General features: G+C 33.5%; 22 protein-coding genes and 1 tRNA gene. 4 read left to right on the top strand and 19 right to left on the bottom strand.

Going from position 1 to position 24,133, the window contains the following annotated elements:
* Position 1: 1 nt before the first annotated feature.
* A complete protein-coding gene (locus BMY96_RS08770; protein ID WP_092851392.1) occupies positions 2 to 2,386 on the bottom strand; it encodes an ABC transporter transmembrane domain-containing protein in 2,385 nt (794 codons plus the stop codon).
* Between the two features lie 300 nt (positions 2,387 to 2,686).
* A complete protein-coding gene (locus BMY96_RS08765; RefSeq protein WP_092851390.1) occupies positions 2,687 to 4,009 on the bottom strand; it encodes a TolC family protein in 1,323 nt (440 codons plus the stop codon).
* A 145-nt stretch (positions 4,010 to 4,154) separates the two neighbouring features.
* On the opposite strand from BMY96_RS08765, the gene BMY96_RS08760 reads away from it, so the two are divergent.
* The 3 genes from BMY96_RS08760 (at position 4,155) to rpe (ending at position 6,280) form a co-directional block, all read left to right on the top strand.
* Complete coding sequence (locus BMY96_RS08760; RefSeq protein WP_042497104.1) at positions 4,155 to 5,018, top strand: sigma-70 family RNA polymerase sigma factor; 864 nt, start codon at positions 4,155 to 4,157, stop codon at positions 5,016 to 5,018.
* Positions 5,019 to 5,166: 148 nt separating this feature from the next.
* On the top strand, positions 5,167 to 5,574 hold the full coding sequence (locus BMY96_RS08755; RefSeq protein ID WP_092851389.1) for a BLUF domain-containing protein: 408 nt from the start codon (positions 5,167 to 5,169) through the stop codon (positions 5,572 to 5,574).
* A 43-nt stretch (positions 5,575 to 5,617) separates the two neighbouring features.
* On the top strand, positions 5,618 to 6,280 hold the full coding sequence (gene rpe, locus BMY96_RS08750; RefSeq protein ID WP_092851388.1) for a ribulose-phosphate 3-epimerase: 663 nt from the start codon (positions 5,618 to 5,620) through the stop codon (positions 6,278 to 6,280).
* On the opposite strand, the gene BMY96_RS08745 is transcribed toward rpe, so the two are convergent.
* The 3 genes from BMY96_RS08745 to BMY96_RS08735 all read right to left on the bottom strand — a co-directional run bounded on the left by BMY96_RS08745 (position 6,277) and on the right by BMY96_RS08735 (position 8,044).
* Complete coding sequence (locus BMY96_RS08745; RefSeq protein ID WP_092851387.1) at positions 6,277 to 6,696, bottom strand: CBS domain-containing protein; 420 nt, start codon at positions 6,694 to 6,696, stop codon at positions 6,277 to 6,279. The two genes, rpe and BMY96_RS08745, sit on opposite strands and share 4 nt — an antisense overlap.
* Before the next feature lie 111 nt (positions 6,697 to 6,807).
* On the bottom strand, positions 6,808 to 7,227 hold the full coding sequence (locus BMY96_RS08740) for a CBS domain-containing protein (RefSeq protein ID WP_092851385.1): 420 nt from the start codon (positions 7,225 to 7,227) through the stop codon (positions 6,808 to 6,810).
* 79 nt (positions 7,228 to 7,306) lie between these two features.
* Positions 7,307 to 8,044, bottom strand: coding sequence for a zinc-dependent peptidase (locus BMY96_RS08735; RefSeq protein WP_245750583.1), 738 nt, complete (start codon positions 8,042 to 8,044; stop codon positions 7,307 to 7,309).
* 329 nt (positions 8,045 to 8,373) lie between these two features.
* On the opposite strand from BMY96_RS08735, the gene BMY96_RS08730 reads away from it, so the two are divergent.
* Positions 8,374 to 8,802 (top strand): organic hydroperoxide resistance protein, encoded by a 429-nt coding sequence (locus tag BMY96_RS08730; RefSeq protein ID WP_092851380.1) that lies wholly within the window; start codon positions 8,374 to 8,376, stop codon positions 8,800 to 8,802.
* A gap of 53 nt (positions 8,803 to 8,855) precedes the next feature.
* Here the strand turns inward: BMY96_RS08730 and BMY96_RS08725 are convergent.
* The 14 genes from BMY96_RS08725 to BMY96_RS08660 form a co-directional block, all read right to left on the bottom strand.
* Positions 8,856 to 8,929, bottom strand: a tRNA-Arg gene (locus BMY96_RS08725).
* Between the two features lie 6 nt (positions 8,930 to 8,935).
* Complete coding sequence (locus BMY96_RS08720; RefSeq protein ID WP_245750581.1) at positions 8,936 to 9,136, bottom strand: GIY-YIG nuclease family protein; 201 nt, start codon at positions 9,134 to 9,136, stop codon at positions 8,936 to 8,938.
* A gap of 145 nt (positions 9,137 to 9,281) precedes the next feature.
* The gene (locus tag BMY96_RS08715; protein ID WP_245750578.1) at positions 9,282 to 9,500 is read right to left on the bottom strand and encodes a GIY-YIG nuclease family protein; all 219 of its coding nucleotides are present in this window, start codon (positions 9,498 to 9,500) and stop codon (positions 9,282 to 9,284) included.
* 22 nt (positions 9,501 to 9,522) lie between these two features.
* Positions 9,523 to 9,972 (bottom strand): GatB/YqeY domain-containing protein, encoded by a 450-nt coding sequence (locus BMY96_RS08710; protein ID WP_092851378.1) that lies wholly within the window; start codon positions 9,970 to 9,972, stop codon positions 9,523 to 9,525.
* 182 nt (positions 9,973 to 10,154) lie between these two features.
* Positions 10,155 to 12,170 carry a cell division protein FtsZ gene (gene ftsZ / locus BMY96_RS08705; protein WP_092851376.1) on the bottom strand — a complete coding sequence of 672 codons (2,016 nt, stop codon included), beginning with the start codon at positions 12,168 to 12,170 and terminating at the stop codon, positions 10,155 to 10,157.
* A 116-nt stretch (positions 12,171 to 12,286) separates the two neighbouring features.
* A complete protein-coding gene (ftsA, locus tag BMY96_RS08700; RefSeq protein ID WP_092851374.1) occupies positions 12,287 to 13,609 on the bottom strand; it encodes a cell division protein FtsA in 1,323 nt (440 codons plus the stop codon).
* A gap of 3 nt (positions 13,610 to 13,612) precedes the next feature.
* Positions 13,613 to 14,335: a cell division protein FtsQ/DivIB gene (locus tag BMY96_RS08695; protein ID WP_245750577.1), complete on the bottom strand. Its 723-nt coding sequence runs from the start codon at positions 14,333 to 14,335 to the stop codon at positions 13,613 to 13,615.
* On the bottom strand, positions 14,322 to 15,674 hold the full coding sequence (murC, locus tag BMY96_RS08690; protein ID WP_092851370.1) for a UDP-N-acetylmuramate--L-alanine ligase: 1,353 nt from the start codon (positions 15,672 to 15,674) through the stop codon (positions 14,322 to 14,324). The genes BMY96_RS08695 and murC overlap by 14 nt, the downstream gene beginning before the upstream one ends.
* Positions 15,675 to 15,679: 5 nt before the next feature.
* Positions 15,680 to 16,771, bottom strand: coding sequence for an undecaprenyldiphospho-muramoylpentapeptide beta-N-acetylglucosaminyltransferase (murG, locus tag BMY96_RS08685; protein WP_092851368.1), 1,092 nt, complete (start codon positions 16,769 to 16,771; stop codon positions 15,680 to 15,682).
* Entirely contained in the window at positions 16,772 to 17,965 is a 1,194-nt protein-coding gene (locus BMY96_RS08680) for an FtsW/RodA/SpoVE family cell cycle protein (RefSeq protein WP_092851366.1), read from the bottom strand.
* A 12-nt stretch (positions 17,966 to 17,977) separates the two neighbouring features.
* Complete coding sequence (murD, locus tag BMY96_RS08675; protein ID WP_092851365.1) at positions 17,978 to 19,315, bottom strand: UDP-N-acetylmuramoyl-L-alanine--D-glutamate ligase; 1,338 nt, start codon at positions 19,313 to 19,315, stop codon at positions 17,978 to 17,980.
* Positions 19,316 to 19,356: 41 nt separating this feature from the next.
* Positions 19,357 to 20,598 (bottom strand): phospho-N-acetylmuramoyl-pentapeptide-transferase, encoded by a 1,242-nt coding sequence (mraY, locus tag BMY96_RS08670; RefSeq protein WP_092851363.1) that lies wholly within the window; start codon positions 20,596 to 20,598, stop codon positions 19,357 to 19,359.
* Between the two features lie 90 nt (positions 20,599 to 20,688).
* Positions 20,689 to 22,152: a UDP-N-acetylmuramoyl-L-alanyl-D-glutamate--2,6-diaminopimelate ligase gene (locus BMY96_RS08665; RefSeq protein ID WP_092851361.1), complete on the bottom strand. Its 1,464-nt coding sequence runs from the start codon at positions 22,150 to 22,152 to the stop codon at positions 20,689 to 20,691.
* Positions 22,149 to 24,110, bottom strand: a complete 1,962-nt coding sequence (locus tag BMY96_RS08660; RefSeq protein ID WP_092851359.1) for a penicillin-binding protein — start codon at positions 24,108 to 24,110, stop codon at positions 22,149 to 22,151. The genes BMY96_RS08665 and BMY96_RS08660 overlap by 4 nt, the downstream gene beginning before the upstream one ends.
* Positions 24,111 to 24,133: the final 23 nt, after the last annotated feature.

Genomic DNA, 24,133 nt, shown 5'->3' with positions numbered 1-24,133 from the left:
TTTATTGTAGCATTAGTTTTCCGTTATCCAAAACGTAGGTTTTATCGAATTTTATATGACTTGATGCCTCATGAGAAATAATTAAAAACGCTTTTTTAGAATCCATCAAGGTTTGTTCTATAACCACTTTTGATTGAGCGTCAATTCCAGATAAAATTTCATCTAACATTATTATACGTGCCTCACTAAGTAAAGCCCGAAGTAGTAATATTTTTTTCCGTTGTCCTGTTGAAAGGTTTTTACCATTTTCACTTATAATATAGGCTAAACCTTCAGTATTAGATATTATAAATTCGTAAAAATCGACCTTTTTAGCCATTTCAATAATCTTGATATTATCTACGGCTTTACCAAACGTTAAATTATAAAGTAAACTTTCGTTAAATAAAGCATCTTCGTTACTTACTAATAGCACATTATTTCTAATAACACTTTTATCATATAACTTAATATCGACATCGTTAATACTAATGGTACCTTTACTTGGACTATATAACAAGGCTAAAATTTTACAAAACGTAGATTTTCCAGACCCATTTTTCCCTTCTATCTTAATTTTTTCTCCTATTCCAATATTTATGTTTACGTGACTAAGTATAGGTTTATCCGGCAAATACTCAAACCCAACATGATTAAAATCTACAGTTTCTATTTCTACGTTGGTTATTTTTTTCTCTGTAGTTTGAACTTTAACTTTTTCATTAAAATCGAAATATCTTTTTAAAATAACTAAGTTTTCTTGCAACGTTGAATTTTCAGTTAATATTCGACTTAAAGAGCCAAATATTTTAGAAGACAATGCTAAAAACGTAATAATTTGCCCTAACGTAATGCTTTGGTGTAAAATGGCATCTTTAGACAATAAGGTTAGTATGGTAAGGCCTGCAAAAAAGGTTATTATCGATACTATAGCTGTGTTAAAAATACTGTAATATCTCTCTTTTGTTTGGATTGCTATTAACTCATCAATATTAGTGTTTACCTTTTCTGAGAATACATTTTCAATTTTTAAGCTTTTAATAACGTGTATACCTTCAATTTTTTCAATCATTGTAGAAAAATAATTTGCTTTACTTGCAAATCGCTTCATCTCGATAGTTTTTAAAATTGGTGTCATGATTCTATACCAAATATAAAAAAGCACCATAACAATTAACACTATACCTGTTAGTTTCCAATCAATAAAAAGCAGAAGTAAAAGAGCGTATATAGACACTGCAATATCGACCAAAATCCTTGTAAAAAATCTTAAAAAGAAATCTTTTAGCTTTCTAGAATCACTTAATCGCTCTGTTAAATCTCCGCGCCTAAAGTTTTGAATAAATCGAATAGAAAAACTATTTAATTTCTTATCGAAGGTACCCAAAAAGTATTTATCTAAAATGTTTCCTAAGTGGATACTAATAAACTTTTTATATAGTAATAACACTATATTAAAAACTTGAAAAACACTTACACCTAATATAAATAAAATTAAAATATTTATCTGAAAACTAGGAAGTACTTTATCTATCAATATTTGGTTTATAAAAACAGCTAGTTGCGTAACACCCGCCGTAAAAATGGCTGTAAATACATATATATACCATAAATTCTTATCCGATTTTAAACCCTTAAGTAACTTTATATACATACTCTCCTCTCTAAGGGAATAATTTGGGGTTACTATAGGCCTTTTATCCTTGGCCTTTACACTTAAAACCAATGGTGCTTTTACCTTTATTTCACCTTTTTCTAAGCCTAATGTTTTAAAATGCTCCGGAATAGCTAATAAATCCTGATCAAAAATTAAATCTTCTAAAAATCTTTTTTCCAGTTTTTTACTACTAAATGGATAATTTTCTTGGTAATATCCAAAATACATTAACTTATTAAATAATGTAGTAACATCATTTTCTCTTAAAGCTTTATTTTTATCTATTTTATAGCTTTCAAGCTCAAGATTAATTACACTATCTAAACGCTGATTTAAAGATATTTGCTCTATATTTTTATTAGAATAGTAAGCTAACTTTTTAAGTTTTTGCAGACTAATATAATACGTTTTAGCCCTATTGGAGTCGTACACCTTAAGCTTCCCTCTTTTTATTCCATTTATAACAATAAATTGTAACTCCTTTTTTTGTTTTATTGGAACTATAAACGGGAATAGATTTTTAAAATAGGCCGTATTATTTTTAGTTGTATTAACATCTAAAAGGGTTAAATTTGATTCACAGCCATTATTATCAAAAAATGTTTTTAAATCACTCATTCTAGAGCCTTCTTGATTAAAAAACATTTCATCTTTTATATATTCTCGGCTTACATTTTTAAGCAGAATATTATAAACCGTTTTTACAGTACTTATACCACAATCGTTGTTGCTTATTTGTTGATCTACCATGTAAAACTACTGTTATATTCTAAAGATTTTTTAAGTACCTCAAATATATTGTATTTATTTTTATTTAAGTTTTTTTAGCAACAACTCTCCACATGGTATCTATGATTTTAGTAGAATAATAAAATTAACTTATTAGATTTGGCACGAAACACTATACTTTAACTTATTTTACAAACGTATACTATTGATAGCATTTAAATTTAGTATCATTTTTTAGACACAAAGGAACATTATAGTTGTTTTTTAGTTTTTTTTACATACTACTTTTTGAGCCGTTTAAAATTAGTATTTAATAAACTCCTAATCGGTTATTAAATTTAATTTCACAGAGTTAAAGTACCATTTATATTTAGCAGTAATAACATCTACCTCAGATTTTAACAAGTTTCTCTTAGCAATTGCAAAATTAAAGGCATTAATTTTACCTTCTTCATATTTTAGCTTTGAAGTTCTAAAAGATTCGGTCGCAGACAGTAACACCTCGCTAGACGATTTGTATTCTACAATAGCATCACTAATATCCTGATAAGCTTTTTCTACTTCGAAAACTAAATTATTATGTACTAGTTGTTTTGCCATAACAGCCTTTTGATGGTCTAACTTAGCTACTTGAATATCATAACTATTTTTTAATCCATTAAAAATAGGAATACTTAAAGTTGCTCCTATTGCATTTGTTTTATTAGTTCTTAATTGTGTACTAAAGGGCACAAGATTTTCACTATCTTCAGATAAATTTTTAACATAAAAAGTCTCCAAATGATACCTAACACTTAACTTAGGCATCGTTTTACCTTTTATTTCACCAACTAAAGCTTTAGTTATATCTACGTCATACTCCGCACTTGAAGCTATTGGATTATTTAAAAGAACTTTGTCTATATAATAAGTTTTGCTTTTTAAGGCAGTTTCGTCTACCTCAAAAAGGTTATCATAAAACACTACTTTATTAGTATCAACATTATAATTAAGTAAATAAAGTAAATTTAATAACGCTCTGTTTTTGCTATTTTCACCTAACGCCACATTTTTTTTATCAATAGCATGTTCTGCGATAGCATCGTACAACTCGCTTTTAGCAATGTAACCATAGCTTAAGGCATCATTTAGTCTATTAATTTGTTTATTACTTTCGGCTAATTGGTTATTTAAAAGTTTTAAATATTCATCATTAAACATTACATCTAAATAAAACTGAGCTATTGTTAATAATAGATCTCGTTTTGCAATTTTAGCATCGGCAATAGACTTTTTAACATTAGTAGTTGTTCTTTTAACCTTACTAAAACTAGAAAAATTTATTAAGTCCATAGAAGCATTTAAATACAAGTCATTAGAAAGAAAATCATCGTTAACTCTAGTGTTTGTAAATGGATTAATATTAAAACCAAAGTCGTAATATTGGCTAAAACCAGTACCTACCACCGGCAGAAAGTGTTTTTTAGCTCGCTTACTTAATAGTTTTTGTTTTTCAACTTCCATTTCAGACTGCTTTAAGTCTAAATTGTTTCTAATGGCCAAAATAAAACAGCCTTCTAAGGTTAGTTCCAGTTCTCCATTAGTTTGAGAGTGCGTTACCCCAAAACTTAAAAAGCTAAGGATTAATAGTAAGAAATACTTCATAAACAGGGTAATTAGGACTTAAAAATTTTGTGCAAGATATAGAAATTTAAAAAAAAATAAAGTTTTTTGTAACATTTTGAGTGATGATAACGTATAACCATTGAACGCCCTATTTATTCACAAATTAAATTCAGGACAACATTAGATGAGACAACTTAAAATTACGAAGCAGGTAACTAATAGAGAAACCGCTTCGTTAGATAAATATCTACAGGAAATTGGGAAGGTTGATTTAATTACAGCCGACGAGGAAGTTGAATTAGCACAACGTATTAAAGCTGGCGATCAAGTAGCTTTAGAAAAGTTAACGAAAGCTAATTTACGTTTCGTTGTATCGGTTGCTAAACAATACCAAAACCAAGGCTTAACATTACCCGATTTAATTAATGAAGGAAACTTAGGTTTAATTAAAGCTGCACAACGTTTTGATGAAACTCGTGGTTTTAAATTTATATCGTACGCCGTTTGGTGGATTCGTCAATCGATTCTTCAAGCATTAGCAGAGCAATCTCGTATTGTACGTTTACCTTTAAACAAAATTGGTTCTATTAATAAAATTAATAAAACATTTGCTTTTTTAGAGCAAAGTCATGAACGTCCACCTTCGGCCGAAGAAATTGCAAAAGAATTGGACATGACTATTAACGATGTTAAAGAATCTATGAAAAACTCGGGTCGTCATGTAAGTATGGATGCACCTTTAGTAGAAGGTGAAGATTCTAACTTATACGATGTATTAAACTCGGGAGAGTCTCCAAACCCAGATCGCGAATTATTACATGAATCTTTACGTACCGAAATTGAGCGTGCTTTAGAAACATTAACACCTCGTGAAGCAGATGTTATTCGTTTATACTTTGGTTTAGGAAACCAACACCCAATGACCTTGGAAGAAATTGGTGAAACCTTCGATTTAACACGCGAGCGTGTAAGACAAATTAAAGAAAAAGCTATTCGTAGATTAAAACACACGTCTAGAAGTAAAATATTAAAAACATATTTAGGCTAGTAATTTTCTATTAAGAATTACGACTAAATTACAGTAACAACAGTTACAACATAACTGTTCGTTTTTTGATTGATGAAAGAACCCGCGGCTGATTACCGCGGGTTTATTCATTTTACAAATCCACCAAAAATATTATTATCTTCGTTTTATGTTAAAAACTATTTGTTACACCAGTAAAGTAAAGCCTAACATTGATATAATGGGGCTAGAAGCCCTATTTAATGAAACACAAGCAAAAAACAACACCAATAATATTACTGGCGTTCTCGTTAAAAGAGATAGTACTTTTTTTCAAATTATAGAAGGGCAACCCAACCTTATCGATATTTTGTTTGAAAAAATAAAAACAGATAATAGACACTCTAACATTCTAGAACTCGTAAACAATCCTATTACCAAACTTAGTTTTAAAGATTTTAATACAAACTATACCATTATTGACGATCTAGACGCACTTTATAGCCTACAAGATTATCTTATACATTTAGAAAATAAAGATTGTGAGTCCAAAGCTATTTTTTTACAAATTATTGAAGATCTATTAAGTTCTGACTAATAAAAAACTTTAGATTTGCGAAAACAAAACAAAAATTATAAAAATGGCTTCTAAATTAATTGCGCCTTCAATGCTAGCTGCCGATTTTGGCAATTTACAACGTGATACAGAAATGGTTAACAATAGTGATGCCGATTGGTTTCATATTGATGTAATGGATGGGCATTTTGTACCAAACATCTCATATGGTATGCCTGTAATACAAGCTATAAAAAAACATGCAACCAAGCCTTTAGATGTGCACTTAATGATTGAAAAGCCAGAACGTTATATCGAAGAGTTTGCTAAAGTTGGAGCAGATATTATTACCGTTCACCACGAATCTACAGTACATTTACACCGCACCCTTACTCAAATTGAAGATGCAGGTTGTAAAGCTGGTGTTGTATTAAACTTAACTACACCTGTTTCTGTTCTAGAAGATATCTTGCCTAAATGTTACATGGTTTTACTTATGTCTATAAACCCAGGTTTTGGAGGCCAAAAGTTTGAAGACATCACATACAACCGCGTAAAAAAATTGCGCAAAATGATTACCGAGCAAGGTTTAAATACTCGCATTGAAATTGACGGTGGTGTTACCAACAAAAACATTAAGAAACTAGTTGAAGCAGGTGCCGATGTTTTTGTTGCCGGTAGTCATGTTTTTAAAAGTACTAACCAGACAGAAACCATTAAAGAATTAAAAACGCTTGCTAATTCTTAAATTTGCTTAACTAAATAGTATAGCAAATCGGTTGAGGACACTATGCCAACAGGTTCACCATCATCTACCACCGGAACTGCATGAAACTCGCGATCTGCTAACAATTTTGCTACATCTTTAATAGACGTATCGCTAGTTACGGTAACAACATCTTTGGCCATAACTTGCTCTATAGTAAAAGCATTATAAACTACAGAATTTACTGATCGGCTACCTTCGGGAGCTGTTTCGGCAAAACTTATACGCATTAAATCTGTAAAACTTAACATGCCCACTATAACACCATGCGAAATTACAGGCATATGCTTAATTTTATGCCTATTAAACAACATCTCTACCCTATCTAAATCTTCTCTAGGGCTAATAGCAATAATATTTTTAGTCATTATTGTAGAAATTGGAATGTGTGGTACCATGGCGTTTATATTTAAAGTTACAAGGTAAATTTACTCAAGAAGTAAGATAAATTTTATGATAAATATCACTTATTCTAAAAAATAAATGAAGCTTTAAAACTAGTATTAGTCTTAAAATTGTTTTAATAAATACTTAATTAAATCGGTAGTAGTAACAATACCTTTTAATGTATTATTATCCACTACGGGCAAAGCATGAAATTCTTTGGATGCCAATAACTCTGCAACTTCTTTTATAGACTTTGAAGCTGAAACCGTTATAATGTTTCTCGTCATAACCTGGTCGATGGTAAACATATTATTTACCAGAACATCAACAGTACTATCATCCTCATCGGTAATATCGGCAAAACTGAGGCGTAGCAAATCATTATAACTAAGCATGCCTACAATTACTTGACCATTAACCACCGGTATATGTCTTATTTTATATTTTTTAAATAAATGCTCTGCTGTCTCTAACTTATCTGTTTTATTCAATGTTATAACATCTTGGGTCATTATCATTGATATTGGTACTTCTCGTATCATAACTTTATAGCTTACGTTTATATTATAAAATTACGTAACCTTTGCTTTCTTTTTTATGATAAAAGTCATACCTAAAGCTCTAATAACCCGGAAAATTAAAATTGAGCATTTGCTTTACCTTATAATAAACCAATGGAAATTGATGTTTAAAGGCGCGAGGAGTTTCAATAAAGGTTTCTAGAATAACAGCAAGCAACTCAAAATCGTTGGTAAAAGCATATTGCCTTAAATACTCTGATGCTATTAATTTATTTTTCAAAATTTCATCGTTAGCAAGTAAGGCCCTAAGCTCATTAAAAGTATCTATAAAAATCACAGAATTTATATCCTCTTGATAAATACAATTAAAATGAATGGCATGCGCAAATTCGTGAATTCCTAAATTTAGTTTATCATCTTCAATCCGGTAACCTTCTAAAAAGCTATCCCAGGATAAAACTAAAGTATTCAGGTTAACATTAAATTCGCCTTTGTGATAAACTTTATTTACTTCAGAGAAGTATTTGGTTGGATAAATTACAATATTTTTAACGGCCTTAATACTAAAATCTCTAAACCCAAAAGTAAGCATCATAGCCGTGGCAGATACTAGTACTTCTGTCTCGTCTGTTACCTTAAAACCCGCTTTACCAACAAACGTTTTACTTTGCATAAAAGTTGCAACACGATGCCTAAAATAGCTTTTATTTTCAGCATCTAACCGCTTGTAAAATGTAAACTGTTCTGTTAGTATCTTAGTTTGATTTCTAGTTAGCTTTTTACGAAACATATAGAAATGAACAAATGCCGGACGATTAGTAAAAAAAGTATAAGTCATTTCTAACCCATCCAGTATGCTAGTAATTATTTTTCTAATAAAAATAAATATTAACACCACTACAAGTCCTATTAAAATGGATAGAATGATTGTTCCTATATAATATGAATCCGGATTGTTTTGCAAATGATATAAATATGATTTAAGGCCCTGTAAAATTAACCTATTTAGCTTATTATTTGGTTTTATTAAAGAAAACTTGGTCTAGAACCATGCGCTTTTAAGAAAAACCCAAGATTCCTATCAAATTTTATGAGAAATTTAAGAATGATCATTTCTTTAACTATAGTCTAGGTGGTATATTTAAGGAATAACTTAAAAAAAAAGATATGAAAACGTTATATGAAGCCACCACGCTGGCCACAGGAGGACGAAAAGGAAAAGTAAAATCGGAAGATGGTCCATTAGATTTTAATTTATCGGTACCAAAATCCATGGGCGGAGATGGAGGCGATGGTGCAAATCCAGAACAGTTTTTTGGGGCAGCATATGCGGCCTGCTTTGGTGGGGCTATACAAGCGGTTGCCGAAAACGAAAAAGTAAAAATTGATAACGATAAATTAAGCGTAACAGCTATTATAGGATTCTGTAAAGATGATGACGGATTCTTTTTAGAAGCCACTTTAGATTGTTACATACCGGGTGTAGATGTTAAAACAGGTGAGGATTTAGTTGAAAAAGCTCATGAAATTTGCCCGTTTAGTAAAGCTACACGAGATAATATAACCGTTAGATTGAATTTATTATTGGATGAATAATATAATTCACTTTTAATTAAAAAAAAAGCACTTCTTACGAAGTGCTTTTTTTGTGACCGCGAAGGGATTCGAACCCCCAACCCTCAGAGCCGAAATCTGATATTCTATCCAGTTGAACTACGCAGCCATTTAATTATTTTCCTAATTTACCTTTCAAAAAGTCTCTTCCGCTTCCTGTTTTAAAATATTTTTCTCTTAATATTGATTCCTCTCGTGATAAAAATTTTTCGAAATATACTAATCGCCAAGGAATATAACCCTTAGTTGATTTAGTTTTTCCGCTATTATGTTCTTTTACCCGCTTTTCTAAATCATCTGTATAGCCTTTATACAATCGTCAATCAACTTCACTTTCCAATACATATGTATAATAAGCTTTCATTTATATCGAAATCTGATATTCCCTGCCTGACGGCAGGCAGGTATCCAGTTGAACTACGCAGCCATTTAATTATTTTTTCAATTTGTTTTTTACAACGCTATATACTTTCATTTTTCTTTAAAAATTCAGAATAACCTTTTGCATCTACAAGGGATGTAAACACTTTAGTTTGCACTAAAACCCAGGGTCTACTTGTTCTGGTCTCGGCATATTCACCCATATTATGCAACGTCACTTCTTTTTCTAAATCTTCAGTTAACCCTATATATTGTTGGTTATCTTTTTCACTTCTAATGACATAAACATAATAAATCATTCAAAACTATTTAATGTAGTAATTAAGATAATTTTGCCTTAACAATATTAGAGATGGTTTTCCCATCGGCTTGTCCAGCTAATTCTTTACTAACCATTCCCATAACTTTACCCATATCTTTCATCCCACTAGCTCCTACTTGCTCGATGGTTGCTACCACAACTTTTTCAATTTCTTCATCGGTTAGGGCCTCTGGCAGAAACTGACTAATTACCTCGGCTTCGTCTATTTCTGGTAAAGCCAAATCCTTTCTATCTTGTTCTAAATAAATAGCAGCACTATCTCTGCGTTGTTTAACTAGTTTTTGAAGTATTTTAAGCTCTTGTTCTTCCGTTAAATCTTCTTTTGCACCACTTTCTGTCTGCGCTAACAAAATAGCCGATTTAACCGCACGTAAAGCTGTTAAAGCCGTTTGGTCTTTTGATTTCATTGCTGCTTTTAAAGCCGTCATTACGTCTTGTTGTAACCCCATAATTTTTCGATTATTTACTTAATGCGAAGATAGAAAAAAGTTAGATGCTTGAAGACAAAAAGTAGTAATTAAAAAGATTCCCTACTTCGTGGGCGTGCCAAAATATCACCTAAAAAAAAGCCCGAAAAGTTGAGGGAACTTTTCGGACTTATAAATAACACACTTTAATAAATGGTCTATAATTAATCTACATTATCATGTAGGAATGAATTATTACTTCTTAATTGAATATCATCATTATCATCTAAACCAATGCTTGTTCTAGACATATTGGTTTCAGAAGAATGTTTGGCTTCTTTTAAATCTACACCTTGCCTTTTATAAGCAGGCTCCTTTTCTATATCATCAATTTTAGCATTGTTAAACTTATAATTGAAGTCCTTCATTTTACGTCTGCGCTCTTCGGCACGTTCTTTTAGTAAATCTGAAATTGGACTATTCATAGGGTCTACCTCATCACTTTCCTCTTCATTTACTACCGGCTCAACAACTACCTTTTTTTCAAAAACAATGTCTTCCTCAACATCCTCTAAAACCTCTTTAGCTGCTTGTTTAGATTTGGTTTGCGTACCTTCTGCCTCTGCATAATCATCTAAGGTGTATCGAATATCACCATCCTCGTTAGTCTCGTTAACCGTAACTATCTCCACGTAATCCTTTACTGGAATACTTTTTAGGTCTTCGTTTAAATCATGCGAAATAATAGCTTCATCTTCAGGTTTTTGTTTTACCGCTTCTTTTTCCTCTTTTTTAGGCCCTTCGCTTTTTGGAGATAACGGCATATCGAAGGTTAAAGTAATTTGCTTTTCTTCTTCAATATAATCTGAGATTAATTCAACATCGGCAATACTTTCAGAATCAGCCCCCATTCTAGTTACGGGCTTAATTATAAAACTATCGTCATCATTTAAATTAGACATGGTTGCGCTTACCTCATCGTAAACCACATTTATATTTTTAATAAGATCTGAAGTTGGTATTAAATCTATTTCGTTTTCAATATGCTTAACTTCTGATTTTTTTACAAAAACCACATCTTCTTCAGGCTCTAAATCTAAAGTATGGCGAACCACTGGTTCTTCTTTCTTTTCTTCTAAAACTATAGTAGGCTCTATTATTACTGGCTCCTTATCTTGAGCATCTAAATCTTGCTCTTCGCTTAAAGAGTGCACCACTTTTTTAGTTTCCGTATTAGAAATTTCATCTTGCTGTTCAATATCAAAACCCGTTGCAATAATGGTTACTGCAATAGATTCCTCTAACGATTCATCTTCGCCAACACCCATAATGATGTTTGCACCATGACCTGCTTCGGTTTGAATATGATCATTAATTTCTCCTATTTCATCGATAGTTATTTCTTGAGCACCAGATACAATTAGCAACAATACGTTTTTAGCACCCGTAATTTTGTTATCGTTTAATAATGGCGAGTCCAGTGCTTTTCGAATAGCATCTTGAGCACGGTTTTGACCTGCCGCTAATGCTGAACCCATAATAGCAGTACCACTATTACTTAATACGGTTTTAGCATCACGTAAATCTATATTTTGTGTGTAGTGATGTGTAATAACTTCGGCTATACCACGAGCAGCGGTAGATAACACCTCGTCGGCTTTAGAGAATCCTGCTTTAAAACCAAGATTTCCATAAACCTCGCGAAGTTTGTTGTTATTAATCACAATTAAAGAATCGACTACGTTTCTTAACTTCTCTATACCCTTTTGAGATTGTTCGATACGCATTCTTCCTTCAAACTGGAAAGGCATGGTTACAATACCTACGGTTAAAATGTCTAAATCTTTAGCCATTTTAGCAATTATAGGAGCTGCTCCTGTACCTGTACCACCACCCATTCCGGCGGTAATAAACACCATTTTGGTATTAGTATCTAGCATTTGAGAAATATCATCAAAACTCTCTACTGCAGATTGCTCTCCAATATCTGGGTTGGCTCCAGCTCCTAACCCTTCGGTTAAATGCAATCCTAATTGGATTTTATTTGGAACACCACTGTTTTGTAAAGCTTGTGCATCGGTATTACAGATATAAAAATCTACACCTTTAATACCTTGCTGGAACATGTGATTAATGGCATTACTACCACCACCACCTACGCCAATAACTTTAATGACATTTGATTGGTTTTTGGGTAAATCAAATGAGATACTTGTTTCGAATTCTTTTTTGCTGCTCATAAAATTCTATTTTTCTGGGGATTTTGTACTTAATATTTTAATTCAATGGTTTCTCTATACGCCAATAAGTGCTTTGGTTTAAAGCGCTTATTAGACATGATGCTCTATTTATTAACTTACTCGGCATTATCTAAAAAATCTTTAACGCGTTCGGTTAACTTATCAAGGAAAGAACGTCTTTCCTTAACAGGTTTTTCTATAACTTCTTCTTCTATTGTTTCTTGTGGTGTTTCAACTTCATCGACAACTTCTTCCTCTTGTTGTTCTATCTTTTTACGCTCTTGACGCTTTAATCCATCCAACACCAAACCAACCGCTGTAGCAAAAAGCGGACTTGTAATATCATCATCACTATCGCCTGCCAAATGCTCGTTAGGATATCCAATTCTGGTATCCATACCGGTAATATATTCCACTAGTTGCTTAAGGTGCTTTAACTGTGCACCTCCACCCGTTAAAACAATACCTGCAATAAGTTTTTTCTTTTGTTCTTCGTGTCCGTAATTTTTAATTTCTACATATACCTGCTCTATTATTTCTACCACTCGAGCGTGTATAATTTTAGATAGGTTTTTTAAGGTAATCTCTTTAGGTTCTCTTCCTCTTAAACCTGGAATAGACACAATTTCGTTATCCTTATTCTCTCCTGGCCACGCAGAACCAAATTTTATTTTTAATAATTCGGCTTGCTTTTCAATGATTGAACAGCCTTCTTTAATATCTTCAGTAATTACGTTTCCTCCAAAAGGAATTACTGCAGTATGACGAATTATGCCATCTCTAAAAATTGCCAAATCGGTAGTTCCACCACCTATATCGATTAAAGCAACACCGGCTTCTTTTTCTTCTTGACTTAAAACAGCATTAGCAGATGCTAAAGGCTCAAGGGTTATTCCTTCTAGACCTAATCCCGAGCTTTGTACACAACGCCCAATATTTCTTATAGAAGAAACTTGCCCAACAACCACATGGAAATTTGCTTCTAAACGGCCACCATACATTCCAATTGGCTCCTTAATTTCGGCTTGTCCGTCAATTTTATATTCTTGTGGCAATACATGGATAATTTCTTCTCCTGGTAGCATAACCAATTTATGTACTTGATTGATTAACCTATCGATATCATCTACATCAATTACGGTTTCAGAATTAGATCTTGTAATATAATCGCTGTGCTGTAAACTACGTATGTGCTGTCCTGCAATACCAACAGTAACCTCATCAATTTTCATGTCTGCGGCAGCTTCTGCTTCTTGAACGGCTTGTTGAATAGACTGAATGGTTTGTGTAATATTATTTACTACACCACGGTGTACACCCAAGCTTTTAGATTTACCTATACCTAAAATCTCGACTTTGCCATATTCATTTTTACGCCCAATCATCGCCACAATTTTTGTGGTTCCTATGTCTAATCCTACTGCTAAATTATGTTCCATAGCTTAAATTTTGGTACAAATTACTTGGTTTTCAAACTCTAAATTAACTTTACTATAGTTGCCTAGTGTCTTATCTTTTTGATTTTTTTTGTAAAACGCCTTTAAGTTATTAATTTTTTTATCTAGAAAATTAACATCACCTAATTTTACAATAAAATCACATTTTCTTAGTCTTAAATACAACTGTTTATTACTATCCTGATTAATCTCAAAAACGTGCTTTTTTAAGAAGTCATCACTTTTAACTTTACGCGCTATTTTATAGACGTTTGTTAAGTTATTTTTTTCAATACTACCGGTAACTAAGGGTACTCTTGCCGAATAGTTTTTAGACAACGGCATAAACATGCCCTCATCATCAATGTAATAAGACGCATTTGTACTCACTCTTGCTATAGGCGTTTTCTGTTCTATCTCAGCGTTAAGCGTGCCATTTACAGCAACATACACTTCTGCAGATTTTATTAATGGATTAGATTTTAGGGTGTTTTCTAATTCATTCAAAACTAAAGCTTCTTTAGGCACGTTTTTAAGCCCTCCATAATTTTGTATTAACAATTTACTAACAGCCTCGCTTGTTACAAACAGGTTGTTTTCGCCAACAAATTTAACTTGAGGATCAGACACATTTCTATGTGCATTTCGCGCTGAAGCAAAAGCGAACAAAAAGACCACTACGCCTAGCAAAACAAACATTTTTATGTAGTTCCAATTAACTTTCAACACTAAACTCTTTTTTAATGTATTTTACTTGTTCTCCTATATCTCCTGCTCCTATGGTTAAAATAACCTGAGCCTTACTTTCGCGAATTTTAGCTAACAAATCCGTTTTACTAACTAACTGCTTGTTTTTATTGCTAATTTTGTCTAGCAGCCATGACGATGTAACACCTTCAATGGGCAGTTCTCTTGCTGGGTATATATCTAATAACATAAGGTCATCGAACTGCGATAAACTCTTAGCAAAATCGTCTGCAAAATCTTGCGTTCGACTAAACAAATGGGGCTGAAAAATAGCCAACACCTGCTTATCTGGATACATTTCTCTAACCGCTTGATGAACAGCATTAATTTCTTCTGGATGATGTGCATAATCATCAACAAAAACCAAATTATCGGTTTTAATATGATAGGTAAATCTGCGCTTAACCCCTTTATAAGATGCTAAAGCTTTGGCGAGCTGGTGGTGCGGGCAACCATATTCTACAGCCATCGCCAAGGCTATTAATGCATTCGACAAATTATGTCTACCAGGTAGGTTAAATTGTAAATTTTCGAGTACCGCTTTTGGTGCTTTAACATCAAAAACATAGGTACCGTTTTTTATTTTTATATTTTGAACGGAATAATCCGAATCGTCTTCAATACCATAAGTAATGCCTTTTAAAGGCAATCCGTTTTTTACAAACAGCTTACCGTTTGGTTTTATTTTTTTTGTAAAATCTTCGAATGTTTTTTTCAACTCTGCCGCATCACCATAAATATCTAAATGATCGGCATCCATAGATGTTATACATGCTAAGTCTGGCGACAATGCTAAAAACGAACGATCGAACTCATCGGCTTCAACCACACTAACTTCAGATCCATTTAAAATTAAATTTGAGTTATAATTTTCGCTAATTCCACCTAAAAAAGCAGTAAGCGCCACATTACACTCATGCATTAAATGCCCTAAAATACTTGTTGTTGTTGTTTTACCGTGCGTTCCCGCAACAGCCAAACAAAAAGTATTCTGGGTAATTAGTCCTAAAACTTGAGAACGCTTTAAAACCTTAAAACCATTCGATATAAAGAAATTTAACTCTGCATTATCTTTAGGAATTGCAGGCGTATAAACCACAATGGTATTATCTGGGTTTTTAAACGGCGCTGCAATGTTTTCTAAAGCATCGTCAAAATGAACCGCCACACCCAAATCGACCAAACTATTGGTAATATCGGTTTGTGTTTTATCATAACCAGCAACATTTTTGTTATTGGCTTTAAAATAGCGTGCCAAAGCACTCATGCCAATACCGCCAATACCTACAAAATAGATGTTATGTATATTATTTAAATTCATTTAATTTATTTCAGAAGTTTTTCTACCTCGTCTGCTATATCTTTAGTTGCGTTTATTAATGCTAATTTTTTAATATTATCTGATAATGTTTTTTGTCGTTCTGGTGCATTTAAAAGCTGAGAAAATTTATTTTCAAAATCGGCATCTAAATCTTCTTCTTTTATTAAAATGGCAGCATCTTCATTCACAATAGCCATCGCATTTTTGGTTTGATGGTCTTCTGCCACATTTGGCGAAGGAATAAAAATTACTGGCTTTCCAACTATACATAATTCGGACACCGAGCCTGCTCCTGCTCTTGAAATTACAATATCTGCAGCAGCATAAGCAAAATCCATATTGTTTAAAAACTGATACACTTGAATTCCTTTTGTATTATCGCAAATTTTATATTGCTGGTAATACAATTTTCCACACTGCCATATAATTTGAATGTTATGCGTATCGAAAAAATCTAATTTCTTCTCGATTAATTGATTAATCCTTCTAGACCCCAAACTACCACCAATAATAAGTAGCGTAACCTTGTTGGGTTCCAAATTAAAAAAGCGTTTTGCCTCTTCAACTTTTGTTTCTACATTCAATAAGCCTTGACGAACCGGATTACCTGTTTTAATTATTTTCTCCTTTGGAAAAAAGCGTTCTAAACCATCATAAGCAACACATATTTTCTGTGCTTTTTTAGCCAGTAGCTTATTGGTAATTCCCGGATACGAATTTTGCTCTTGAATTAAAGTTGGAATATTACTTGAAGCCGCAGCTTGTAATAATGGACCACTTGCAAAACCACCCGTACCAATAGCCACATCGGGCTTAAATGACTTTATTATTTTACGAGCCTCCCAAAGACTACTAATTACCTTAAACGGGAAACTTAAATTTTTTAAAGTTAGCTTACGCTGAATACCAGAAATCCATAAACCTTTAATCTGATACCCAGATTGAGGCACTTTTTCCATCTCCATTCTATCTTTGGCACCTACAAATAAAAATTCGGCATCTGGAAAACGAGATTTTAGCTCGTTAGCAATAGCGATAGCAGGATAGATATGACCTCCTGTTCCTCCTCCGGATAATATGATTTTATATTTACTCATTTAAATGGCCTCGCTTAAAATTTCTAACGGATTATCTTCATTAATCTCTTGTTCCTTTATCTCTTCTCGTTTTGCGCTAACACTTAATATAATTCCAATAGCCAAACAAGTCATCCAAATAGATGTACCACCGCTACTAATTAAGGGTAATGTTTGTCCCGTAACCGGAAACAACTCAACCGCTACAGCCATATTTATTAAGGCCTGAAAAACGATAGGCAAACCAACACCTAACACTAACAACTTACCAAATATGGTATCTGATTTTTGAGCTACAATAACCACCCTAAACAGAAACCACAAGTAAAGCGTCATAATTACAAACCCACCTATTAAGCCATACTCTTCAATAATTATGGCAAAAATGAAATCGGATGATGATTGTGGTAAAAAATTCTTCTGCATACTTTTACCCGGACCAACACCCCAAATTTGACCTGTTGCAATGGCTATTTTTGCCTTTTCTATTTGATAATCGGCCTCGGTATCTTCCGGATTAGAAAAACTCTCAATACGCCCCATCCATGTATCAATCCTATTAGGCATAGCATCTGGAAACGCCTTAGCTATTAATATAAACATGGTTAAAACCAATATCCCCGAACCTATAATTACTGCCAAATAACGCAGTGGATATCCACCAAGAAACACCAACATAACAACCATTAAAAACATGATAGCTGCCGTTGAAAAGTTGGCAGGTAAAATTAATATTAGTACTAAAAAAACAGGAATCCAAAGCGGTAAAATAGATGCCTTAAAGGTTACTGTTTCCTCTTTAATTTTAGACATATATCGCGCTACATAAACCATTAAAACAACAGCCGCCAAGGTGGATGTTTGAAAAGACATACCCACAAACGGAATACGGATCCACCTACTAGCATTTGCCCCTGCTATTGTTGTGCCTTGCATCATGGTTATAGCAAGCAAAACCAAAACAATTGGTATCATTATTAACGACAAGCCTTTAAAATACCTATATGGAATTTTATGCACACCGTAAATTATAGCAAACCCTAAAATTAAGTGCACAAAGTGTTTAATAAAAAAAGTAAAGGTGTTTCCTCCCGTGCCTTTATACGCCAAATTACTGGCCGCACTGTACACGGGTAAAAACGATAAAATAGCCAATAGCGCAACTATTGCCCAAATTAAACGATCTCCTTTTATGTTGTTAAATAATGTTTGCACTTAAATTTAATATTATAAGTTTCTTACTGCATCTTTAAATTGACGTCCGCGGTCTTCATAGTTTTCAAACAAATCGAAACTTGCACACGCTGGCGATAACAACACACTATCACCAGATTCTGATAATTTGTAAGCTATTTTAACAGCCTCTTGCATGTATTGCGTTTCAATAATTACATCGACCATATTCCCGAAGGTATTCATCAATTTTTCATTATCGACACCTAAACAAATTATGGCTTTTACTTTTTCGTTTACAAACGGAAATAACTCTTCGTAATTATTACCCTTATCTACACCACCAACAATCCAAACTGTTGGAGCGCTCATACTTTCCAAAGCGTAGTAAGTCGCATTTACGTTAGTAGCCTTAGAGTCGTTTATGTACTGTACTTTATTAATTTTAAGCACCTCTTCTAAACGATGCTCAACAGCCTGAAAGTTCTCTAAACTTTCTCTTATTGTTTGCTTTCTAATTTTAAGCAAATGCGCTACAGTAGAGGCCGCCATTGCATTTTTAGTATTGTGGTTTCCTTCTAGTTTTATTTTAGCTGTTGGCATAATTATCTCGTTGTTATTTATTGTTAGTCTAATATTTTCGTTGTCCAAATACGCGCCATTTTTTATAGGTTTCACTAATGAAAATGGCAATAATGTAGATTGAACTGGGTTATTTTTTAAATGCTCTACTATCACTTCATCGTCGGCATCATAAATCAAATAATCATCTTTAGTTTGATTCATGGCAATTCTGAATTTAGATTTGATATAATTTTCGAATTTGTAATCATATCTATCTAAATGATCTGGAGTAATGTTTAGCAATACGGCTATGTTTGGTTTAAAATCGATAATATCGTCTAACTGAAAACTGCTTATTTCCAAGACATAGTTTTTAAAGTCTTCTTCCAAAACCTGTTTTGCAAAACTGTCGCCAATATTACCTGCCAACCCCACATTTAACGCTTCCTTTAAAATATGATGCGTCAATGTAGCCGTTGTTGTTTTTCCATTACTACCCGTAATTCCAACAATTGTAGCTTCGGTAAATTTTGAAGCAAATTCAATTTCTGAAACTACTGGAATACCTTTTTTTCGAATTTGTTTTATCAATTCAACTTTATCAGGAATTCCAGGGCTTTTCATGACGATATCGGCATTTAGAATCTTAGATTCCGTATGCGATTCATCTTCCCAATCAATTTCATTATGTATAAGAACTTGTTTGTACTTTTCTTTTATTTTTCCTTTATCTGAAACAAAAACTTCATAGCCCTTCGCCTTGCCTAAAAGGGCTGTTCCAACACCACTTTCTCCTCCTCCTAATATGACTAATCGCTGCTTTGTCATTTCGTTTTCGTTATTTATAATATTCCTGCTTTCGCTGAAATTTATCGTATTTTCAATGTTACAATAGACAGGATAGCTAGTAATATGCCTATAATCCAGAATCTGGTAACAATTTTACTTTCATGATATCCTGATTTTTGATAATGATGATGCAAAGGCGACATTTTAAAAATGCGTCGTCCTTCACCATATTTCTTTTTGGTATACTTAAACCAACTTACCTGCATAACAACCGATAAGTTTTCGGCTAAAAATATCCCGCACAACACAGGTATTAACCATTCTTTACGCACGGCAATAGCAATAACCGCAATAATTCCGCCTATAGTTAAACTTCCTGTATCTCCCATAAAAACTTGAGCCGGATAGGTATTGTACCACAAAAATCCAATAAGCGCCCCTACAAATGCTGCTATATAAATGGTAATTTCCTCAACCCTTGGGATATACATAATATTCAAGTATTCCGAGAAAATAATATTACCAGAAACCCATGCAAAAATGCCTAATGTAAGCACGATAATTGCCGATGTACCGGCTGCTAAACCATCTATACCATCGGTTAGGTTTGCCCCGTTTGATACCGCTGTTATTATAAAAATGGTTACCAAAATGAATATAACCCACGCATACTTTTCTAGACTCGGACTAATCCACGTGATTACTTTTGCATAATCGAACTCATTTCCTTTTACAAAAGGAATTGTTGTTTGTGTTGATTTTACCTCTTGCTTAAATAATTTTGAAGCTTCTATATCTGGGTTTTGAGCTAATAAAACGCGTTGCTCTTCTATTGGCAACTTCTCTTTCATGGTGACATCTTGATGAAAAAACAACGTTGCCCCAACAATAATCCCTAAGCCTATTTGACCCAATACTTTAAACCTACCTTTTAAGCCTTCCTTATCGTTTTTAAACTTTTTTAAATAATCATCAATAAAACCAATAACACCCATCCATAGCGTGGTTACTATTAAAAGAATGATATAAATATTCTCGAGTTTCGCTAACAAAAACACCGGTATTAAAGTAGCTAGAATAATAATTAAACCGCCCATTGTAGGTGTTCCCGCTTTTTCTTTTTGCCCTTCTAAACCTAAATCTCTAATAGTCTCGCCCATTTGCTTTTTTTGCAAAAAGCGAATAATTCTTTTACCATAAATAGTAGAAATTAACAGTGATAAAATCATAGCCAAAGCCGCTCTAAAGGTTAAAAACCCAAAAAGTGAAGCTCCAGGAAGCTGAAACTGTTTTTCTAAATATTCAAATAGGTAGTACAGCATATTATTTCATCTGTTGTTTTATAATGTTATTAATGACCAGATGTAATTCGCCATTAAACATTTTTGTTAGTATGAGCTTTATAAACATGCTCATTTCTGTAATTGTTTTAAAAATTCTTTTACTATTTTAAGATCATCGAAATCGCTACGCACACCATTTACTTCCTGATAGGTTTCATGACCCTTTCCGGCTATTAAAATGATATCGTTTGGCTGCGCCATTTGGCAAGCTGTTTTTATAGCCTGTTTTCTATCTGAAATAGTTAATGTTTTCTTGAAATTTTGAGGCTCAACACCCGCTTCAATCTCATTTAAAATATCTTCTGGTTTTTCACTACGTGGATTATCACTAGTAAAAATCACTTTTGTACTTAAAGCCGATGCGATATGCCCCATTTTAGGACGCTTTGTTCTATCTCTATCTCCACCGCAGCCAACAACCGTAATAAGTTCTTCATTTTTAGTTCGGATGCTGTTTATGGTTTCTAACACGTTTTTTAATGCATCAGGTGTATGCGCATAATCAACAATGGCTGTTATTTTTTCATCTGAAATAATATATTGAAACCTTCCGCTAACACTTTCTAAATCGCTTATTAAACGTAATACTTCAACTTTCTCGAGACCTAACAATTCCGCAGTAGCGTAGATAGCCAAAACATTATAGGCGTTAAAATTCCCAATAAGTCGTGTCCACACCTCGCTATCATTCACCTTTAATAACAAGCCCCCAAATTGATTTTCTAGAATTTGAGTTTTGTAATCGGCATACTGTTTTAAAGCATAAGTGTATGTCTTAGCTTTGGTGTTTTGCAGCATAACTAATCCATTTTTATCGTCGGCATTTACTAGTGCAAAAGCGCGACTGGGCAGCTCGTCAAAAAATTTCTTCTTTACATCTCTATACTCGGCAAATGTGTTGTGATAATCTAAATGATCGTGAGACAGATTAGTAAAAATACCGCCTTCAAAATGCAAACCTTCTGTTCTAAACTGATGAATCCCATGTGAGCTTACTTCCATAAAGCAAAACTCGACACCTTCAGCATTCATCTCGCTTAAATATCTGTTTATAGTTAAGGAATCTGGCGTGGTATGAGTCGCTTTATACTCTACCTCATCTACCATAATTTTTACAGTAGATAACAAACCTACTTTGTAACCCGCTTTTTTAAACAACTGATACAATAAGCTACTTACCGTAGTTTTACCGTTTGTTCCCGTTACACCAACAAGTCTTAAATTTTCTGATGGATTACCATAAAAATTTGAAGCCATAATTGCCAGTGCACGACTTGTATTATCCACCTCCACATAAGTAACACCATCAACTAAGTTATCAGGTATTTTTTCGCAAACCACACTTGTAGCACCGCTACTAATAGCCTTATCTATATAATCGTGACCATCGGCAACCAAACCACGAATAGCCACGAAAGCATGATTATTTTCGATTTTTCTAGAATCGAAATTAATAGCCACAACATTTATATTTGTGCTGCCCACTACCGCGTTTAAAGTAGCCTTATAAAGTATGTCTTTTAGTGCTATCATGATGCTTTTAAAACTACGGTTTGGTTATCTTTAAGTTTTGTGTTTTTATCTACAGATTGTGATTTTACAATGCCATTTCCACTTAATTTCACGGTAACATCAATCTGCATATTTTCAAGTAAAACAATGGCATCCATTGCTGGCATACCAATTAAATTTGGCATTATTGTTTTATAGGTTTGTGCTGTTTTATAGAAGTGCTCATAATCCTTTTCAACAGCTGCTGTTTTCACTTCTAATGATTCTATTTCATCTATTAAAGGCGTATCTGTATATATTTTTTGAGCCACCCTTTTAAAAACAGGTCCTGACACATCGGCTCCGTAATACCCAACACCTTTATCGGGCTCGTGAATAACAACAATGCATGAATATTTTGGGTTTTCGGCAGGGAAATAACCTGCAAAAGATGAGATATAGTTTAATTTAGATTTATCGCTATAATCCTTTTGACACGTTCCTGTTTTTCCTGCCATAGAAAAGTTTTTAGAATACAAACGATGTCCTGTACCGTGTTTTTTCTCTACAACATTTTTTAATAATGCTTGCAGCTTAGAAATTGTTTCTTTGGAACAGATTTGCTCGTTAATAACCTCCCTTTCAAAAGGCTCTATAACCTTATCAAACTCCTTAACTTCTCTTAAAAACCTTGGCTTAACCATAACACCATCGTTAGCAACGGCATTGTAAAAGGTTAATGTTTGAAGCGGTGTAAATGACACTCCATAACCATAAGCCATCCACTGTAACGCAATACCACTCCAACGCCCGTTTTTAATTCTTGGATCTGGAATAATTGGCTTTGGCTCTCCTATAATAGGTAGGTCTAAACCATTATTCAGGTTCATATCATATAAGCGATCTATAAATTTTTCAGGATTTTTTCTATACCCTTCATCTACTACCTTTACAATTCCAGTATTTGAAGACACCTCGAATGCCTTAGAAACCGATATTTTACCATACCCGCCATACTTAGAATCGCGCACTTTTTTACCGTAAAAACTTAAAACACCTTTTTCTGTATCCACGACATCGCTGGTATCTGCCACTTTATCTTCAAAAGCCGCAGCAAGCGCCATAAGTTTAAACGTAGAACCAGACTCGTGACTCTCGCCAACCGCATAATTTAACCGCTCGTAATAATGTCCGTTTTTATTTCTTCCTAAATTGGAAATGGCACGAATCTCTCCGGTTTTGGTTTCCATTACCACCACACAACCATGATCTGCCTTATATTTTTCTAACTGTGCTAATAAAGCATGATGTGCAATATCTTGAATATTTACATCGATAGTGGTGTAAACATCGTAACCATCTTGCGGCTCAATTTCATTAGCATCACTTAAAGGCTTCCATTGCCCTTTACCAATTTGCTGCTTTTTACGTTGCCCATCTACACCTCGTAAATACTTCACACCAAAAGCACCATCTATACCAGGTCTTGTTACATTACCTTTATCGTCTACACGCTCGTAACCTATAGTTCTTTGCGCAATACCACCCATTGGATGCTCGCGCTTTGTGGTTTGCTCTACAATTAACCCGCCTTTAAAAGCGCCTAGTTCTAATAATGGGAAATTTCGTAGACGGATATAATCAGAATAGCCAATATTTCTAGCCAACAAGTAGTAACGATTTTTATTAGCACGAGCACGTCTAAGATCTTTTAAAAGCTTAGTAGCCGATTTGCCGGAGTATTTTGAAAGCGAATCGCAAAGTGGTTTTACGTATTTTTCGAAAGTTTTAGCATTTGGAGTTAAGGCATCAAAACGAATATCGTACTTAGGAATTGAGGTTGCCAACAAATTCCCGTTTACAGAATACACATTACCTCTATTAGCAGGAATTACAACATTTTTAACAACACGCTCTGTTGCTTTTGCTCTATACACATCGCCTTGAAGAAACTGAATGCTTAACAATTTAAACACCACAGCAAGCCCGAAGATGAACATACATCCAGCTATAAAATACAAAC

Origin of the sequence: Algibacter pectinivorans (assembly GCF_900112595.1) — a bacterium.
Taxonomy (GTDB): domain Bacteria; phylum Bacteroidota; class Bacteroidia; order Flavobacteriales; family Flavobacteriaceae; genus Algibacter_B; species Algibacter_B pectinivorans.
This window is presented reverse-complemented; position numbering and strand designations above follow the sequence as displayed.

What these genes read in the sequence shown, in the direction of transcription:
- BMY96_RS08770 (WP_092851392.1), bottom strand. Translation starts at nt 2,386, where the DNA reads ATGGTAGATCAACAAATAAGCAACAACGATTGTGGTATAAGTACTGTA.
- BMY96_RS08765 (WP_092851390.1), bottom strand. Translation starts at nt 4,009, where the DNA reads ATGAAGTATTTCTTACTATTAATCCTTAGCTTTTTAAGTTTTGGGGTA.
- BMY96_RS08760 (WP_042497104.1), top strand. Translation starts at nt 4,155, where the DNA reads ATGAGACAACTTAAAATTACGAAGCAGGTAACTAATAGAGAAACCGCT.
- BMY96_RS08755 (WP_092851389.1), top strand. Translation starts at nt 5,167, where the DNA reads ATGTTAAAAACTATTTGTTACACCAGTAAAGTAAAGCCTAACATTGAT.
- rpe (WP_092851388.1), top strand. Translation starts at nt 5,618, where the DNA reads ATGGCTTCTAAATTAATTGCGCCTTCAATGCTAGCTGCCGATTTTGGC.
- BMY96_RS08745 (WP_092851387.1), bottom strand. Translation starts at nt 6,696, where the DNA reads ATGGTACCACACATTCCAATTTCTACAATAATGACTAAAAATATTATT.
- BMY96_RS08740 (WP_092851385.1), bottom strand. Translation starts at nt 7,227, where the DNA reads ATGATACGAGAAGTACCAATATCAATGATAATGACCCAAGATGTTATA.
- BMY96_RS08735 (WP_245750583.1), bottom strand. Translation starts at nt 8,044, where the DNA reads ATGACTTATACTTTTTTTACTAATCGTCCGGCATTTGTTCATTTCTAT.
- BMY96_RS08730 (WP_092851380.1), top strand. Translation starts at nt 8,374, where the DNA reads ATGAAAACGTTATATGAAGCCACCACGCTGGCCACAGGAGGACGAAAA.
- BMY96_RS08715 (WP_245750578.1), bottom strand. Translation starts at nt 9,500, where the DNA reads ATGATTTATTATGTTTATGTCATTAGAAGTGAAAAAGATAACCAACAA.
- BMY96_RS08710 (WP_092851378.1), bottom strand. Translation starts at nt 9,972, where the DNA reads ATGGGGTTACAACAAGACGTAATGACGGCTTTAAAAGCAGCAATGAAA.
- ftsZ (WP_092851376.1), bottom strand. Translation starts at nt 12,170, where the DNA reads ATGAGCAGCAAAAAAGAATTCGAAACAAGTATCTCATTTGATTTACCC.
- ftsA (WP_092851374.1), bottom strand. Translation starts at nt 13,609, where the DNA reads ATGGAACATAATTTAGCAGTAGGATTAGACATAGGAACCACAAAAATT.
- murC (WP_092851370.1), bottom strand. Translation starts at nt 15,674, where the DNA reads ATGAATTTAAATAATATACATAACATCTATTTTGTAGGTATTGGCGGT.
- murG (WP_092851368.1), bottom strand. Translation starts at nt 16,771, where the DNA reads ATGAGTAAATATAAAATCATATTATCCGGAGGAGGAACAGGAGGTCAT.
- murD (WP_092851365.1), bottom strand. Translation starts at nt 19,315, where the DNA reads ATGACAAAGCAGCGATTAGTCATATTAGGAGGAGGAGAAAGTGGTGTT.
- mraY (WP_092851363.1), bottom strand. Translation starts at nt 20,598, where the DNA reads ATGCTGTACTACCTATTTGAATATTTAGAAAAACAGTTTCAGCTTCCT.
- BMY96_RS08665 (WP_092851361.1), bottom strand. Translation starts at nt 22,152, where the DNA reads ATGATAGCACTAAAAGACATACTTTATAAGGCTACTTTAAACGCGGTA.
- BMY96_RS08660 (WP_092851359.1), bottom strand. Translation starts at nt 24,110, where the DNA reads ATGTTCATCTTCGGGCTTGCTGTGGTGTTTAAATTGTTAAGCATTCAG.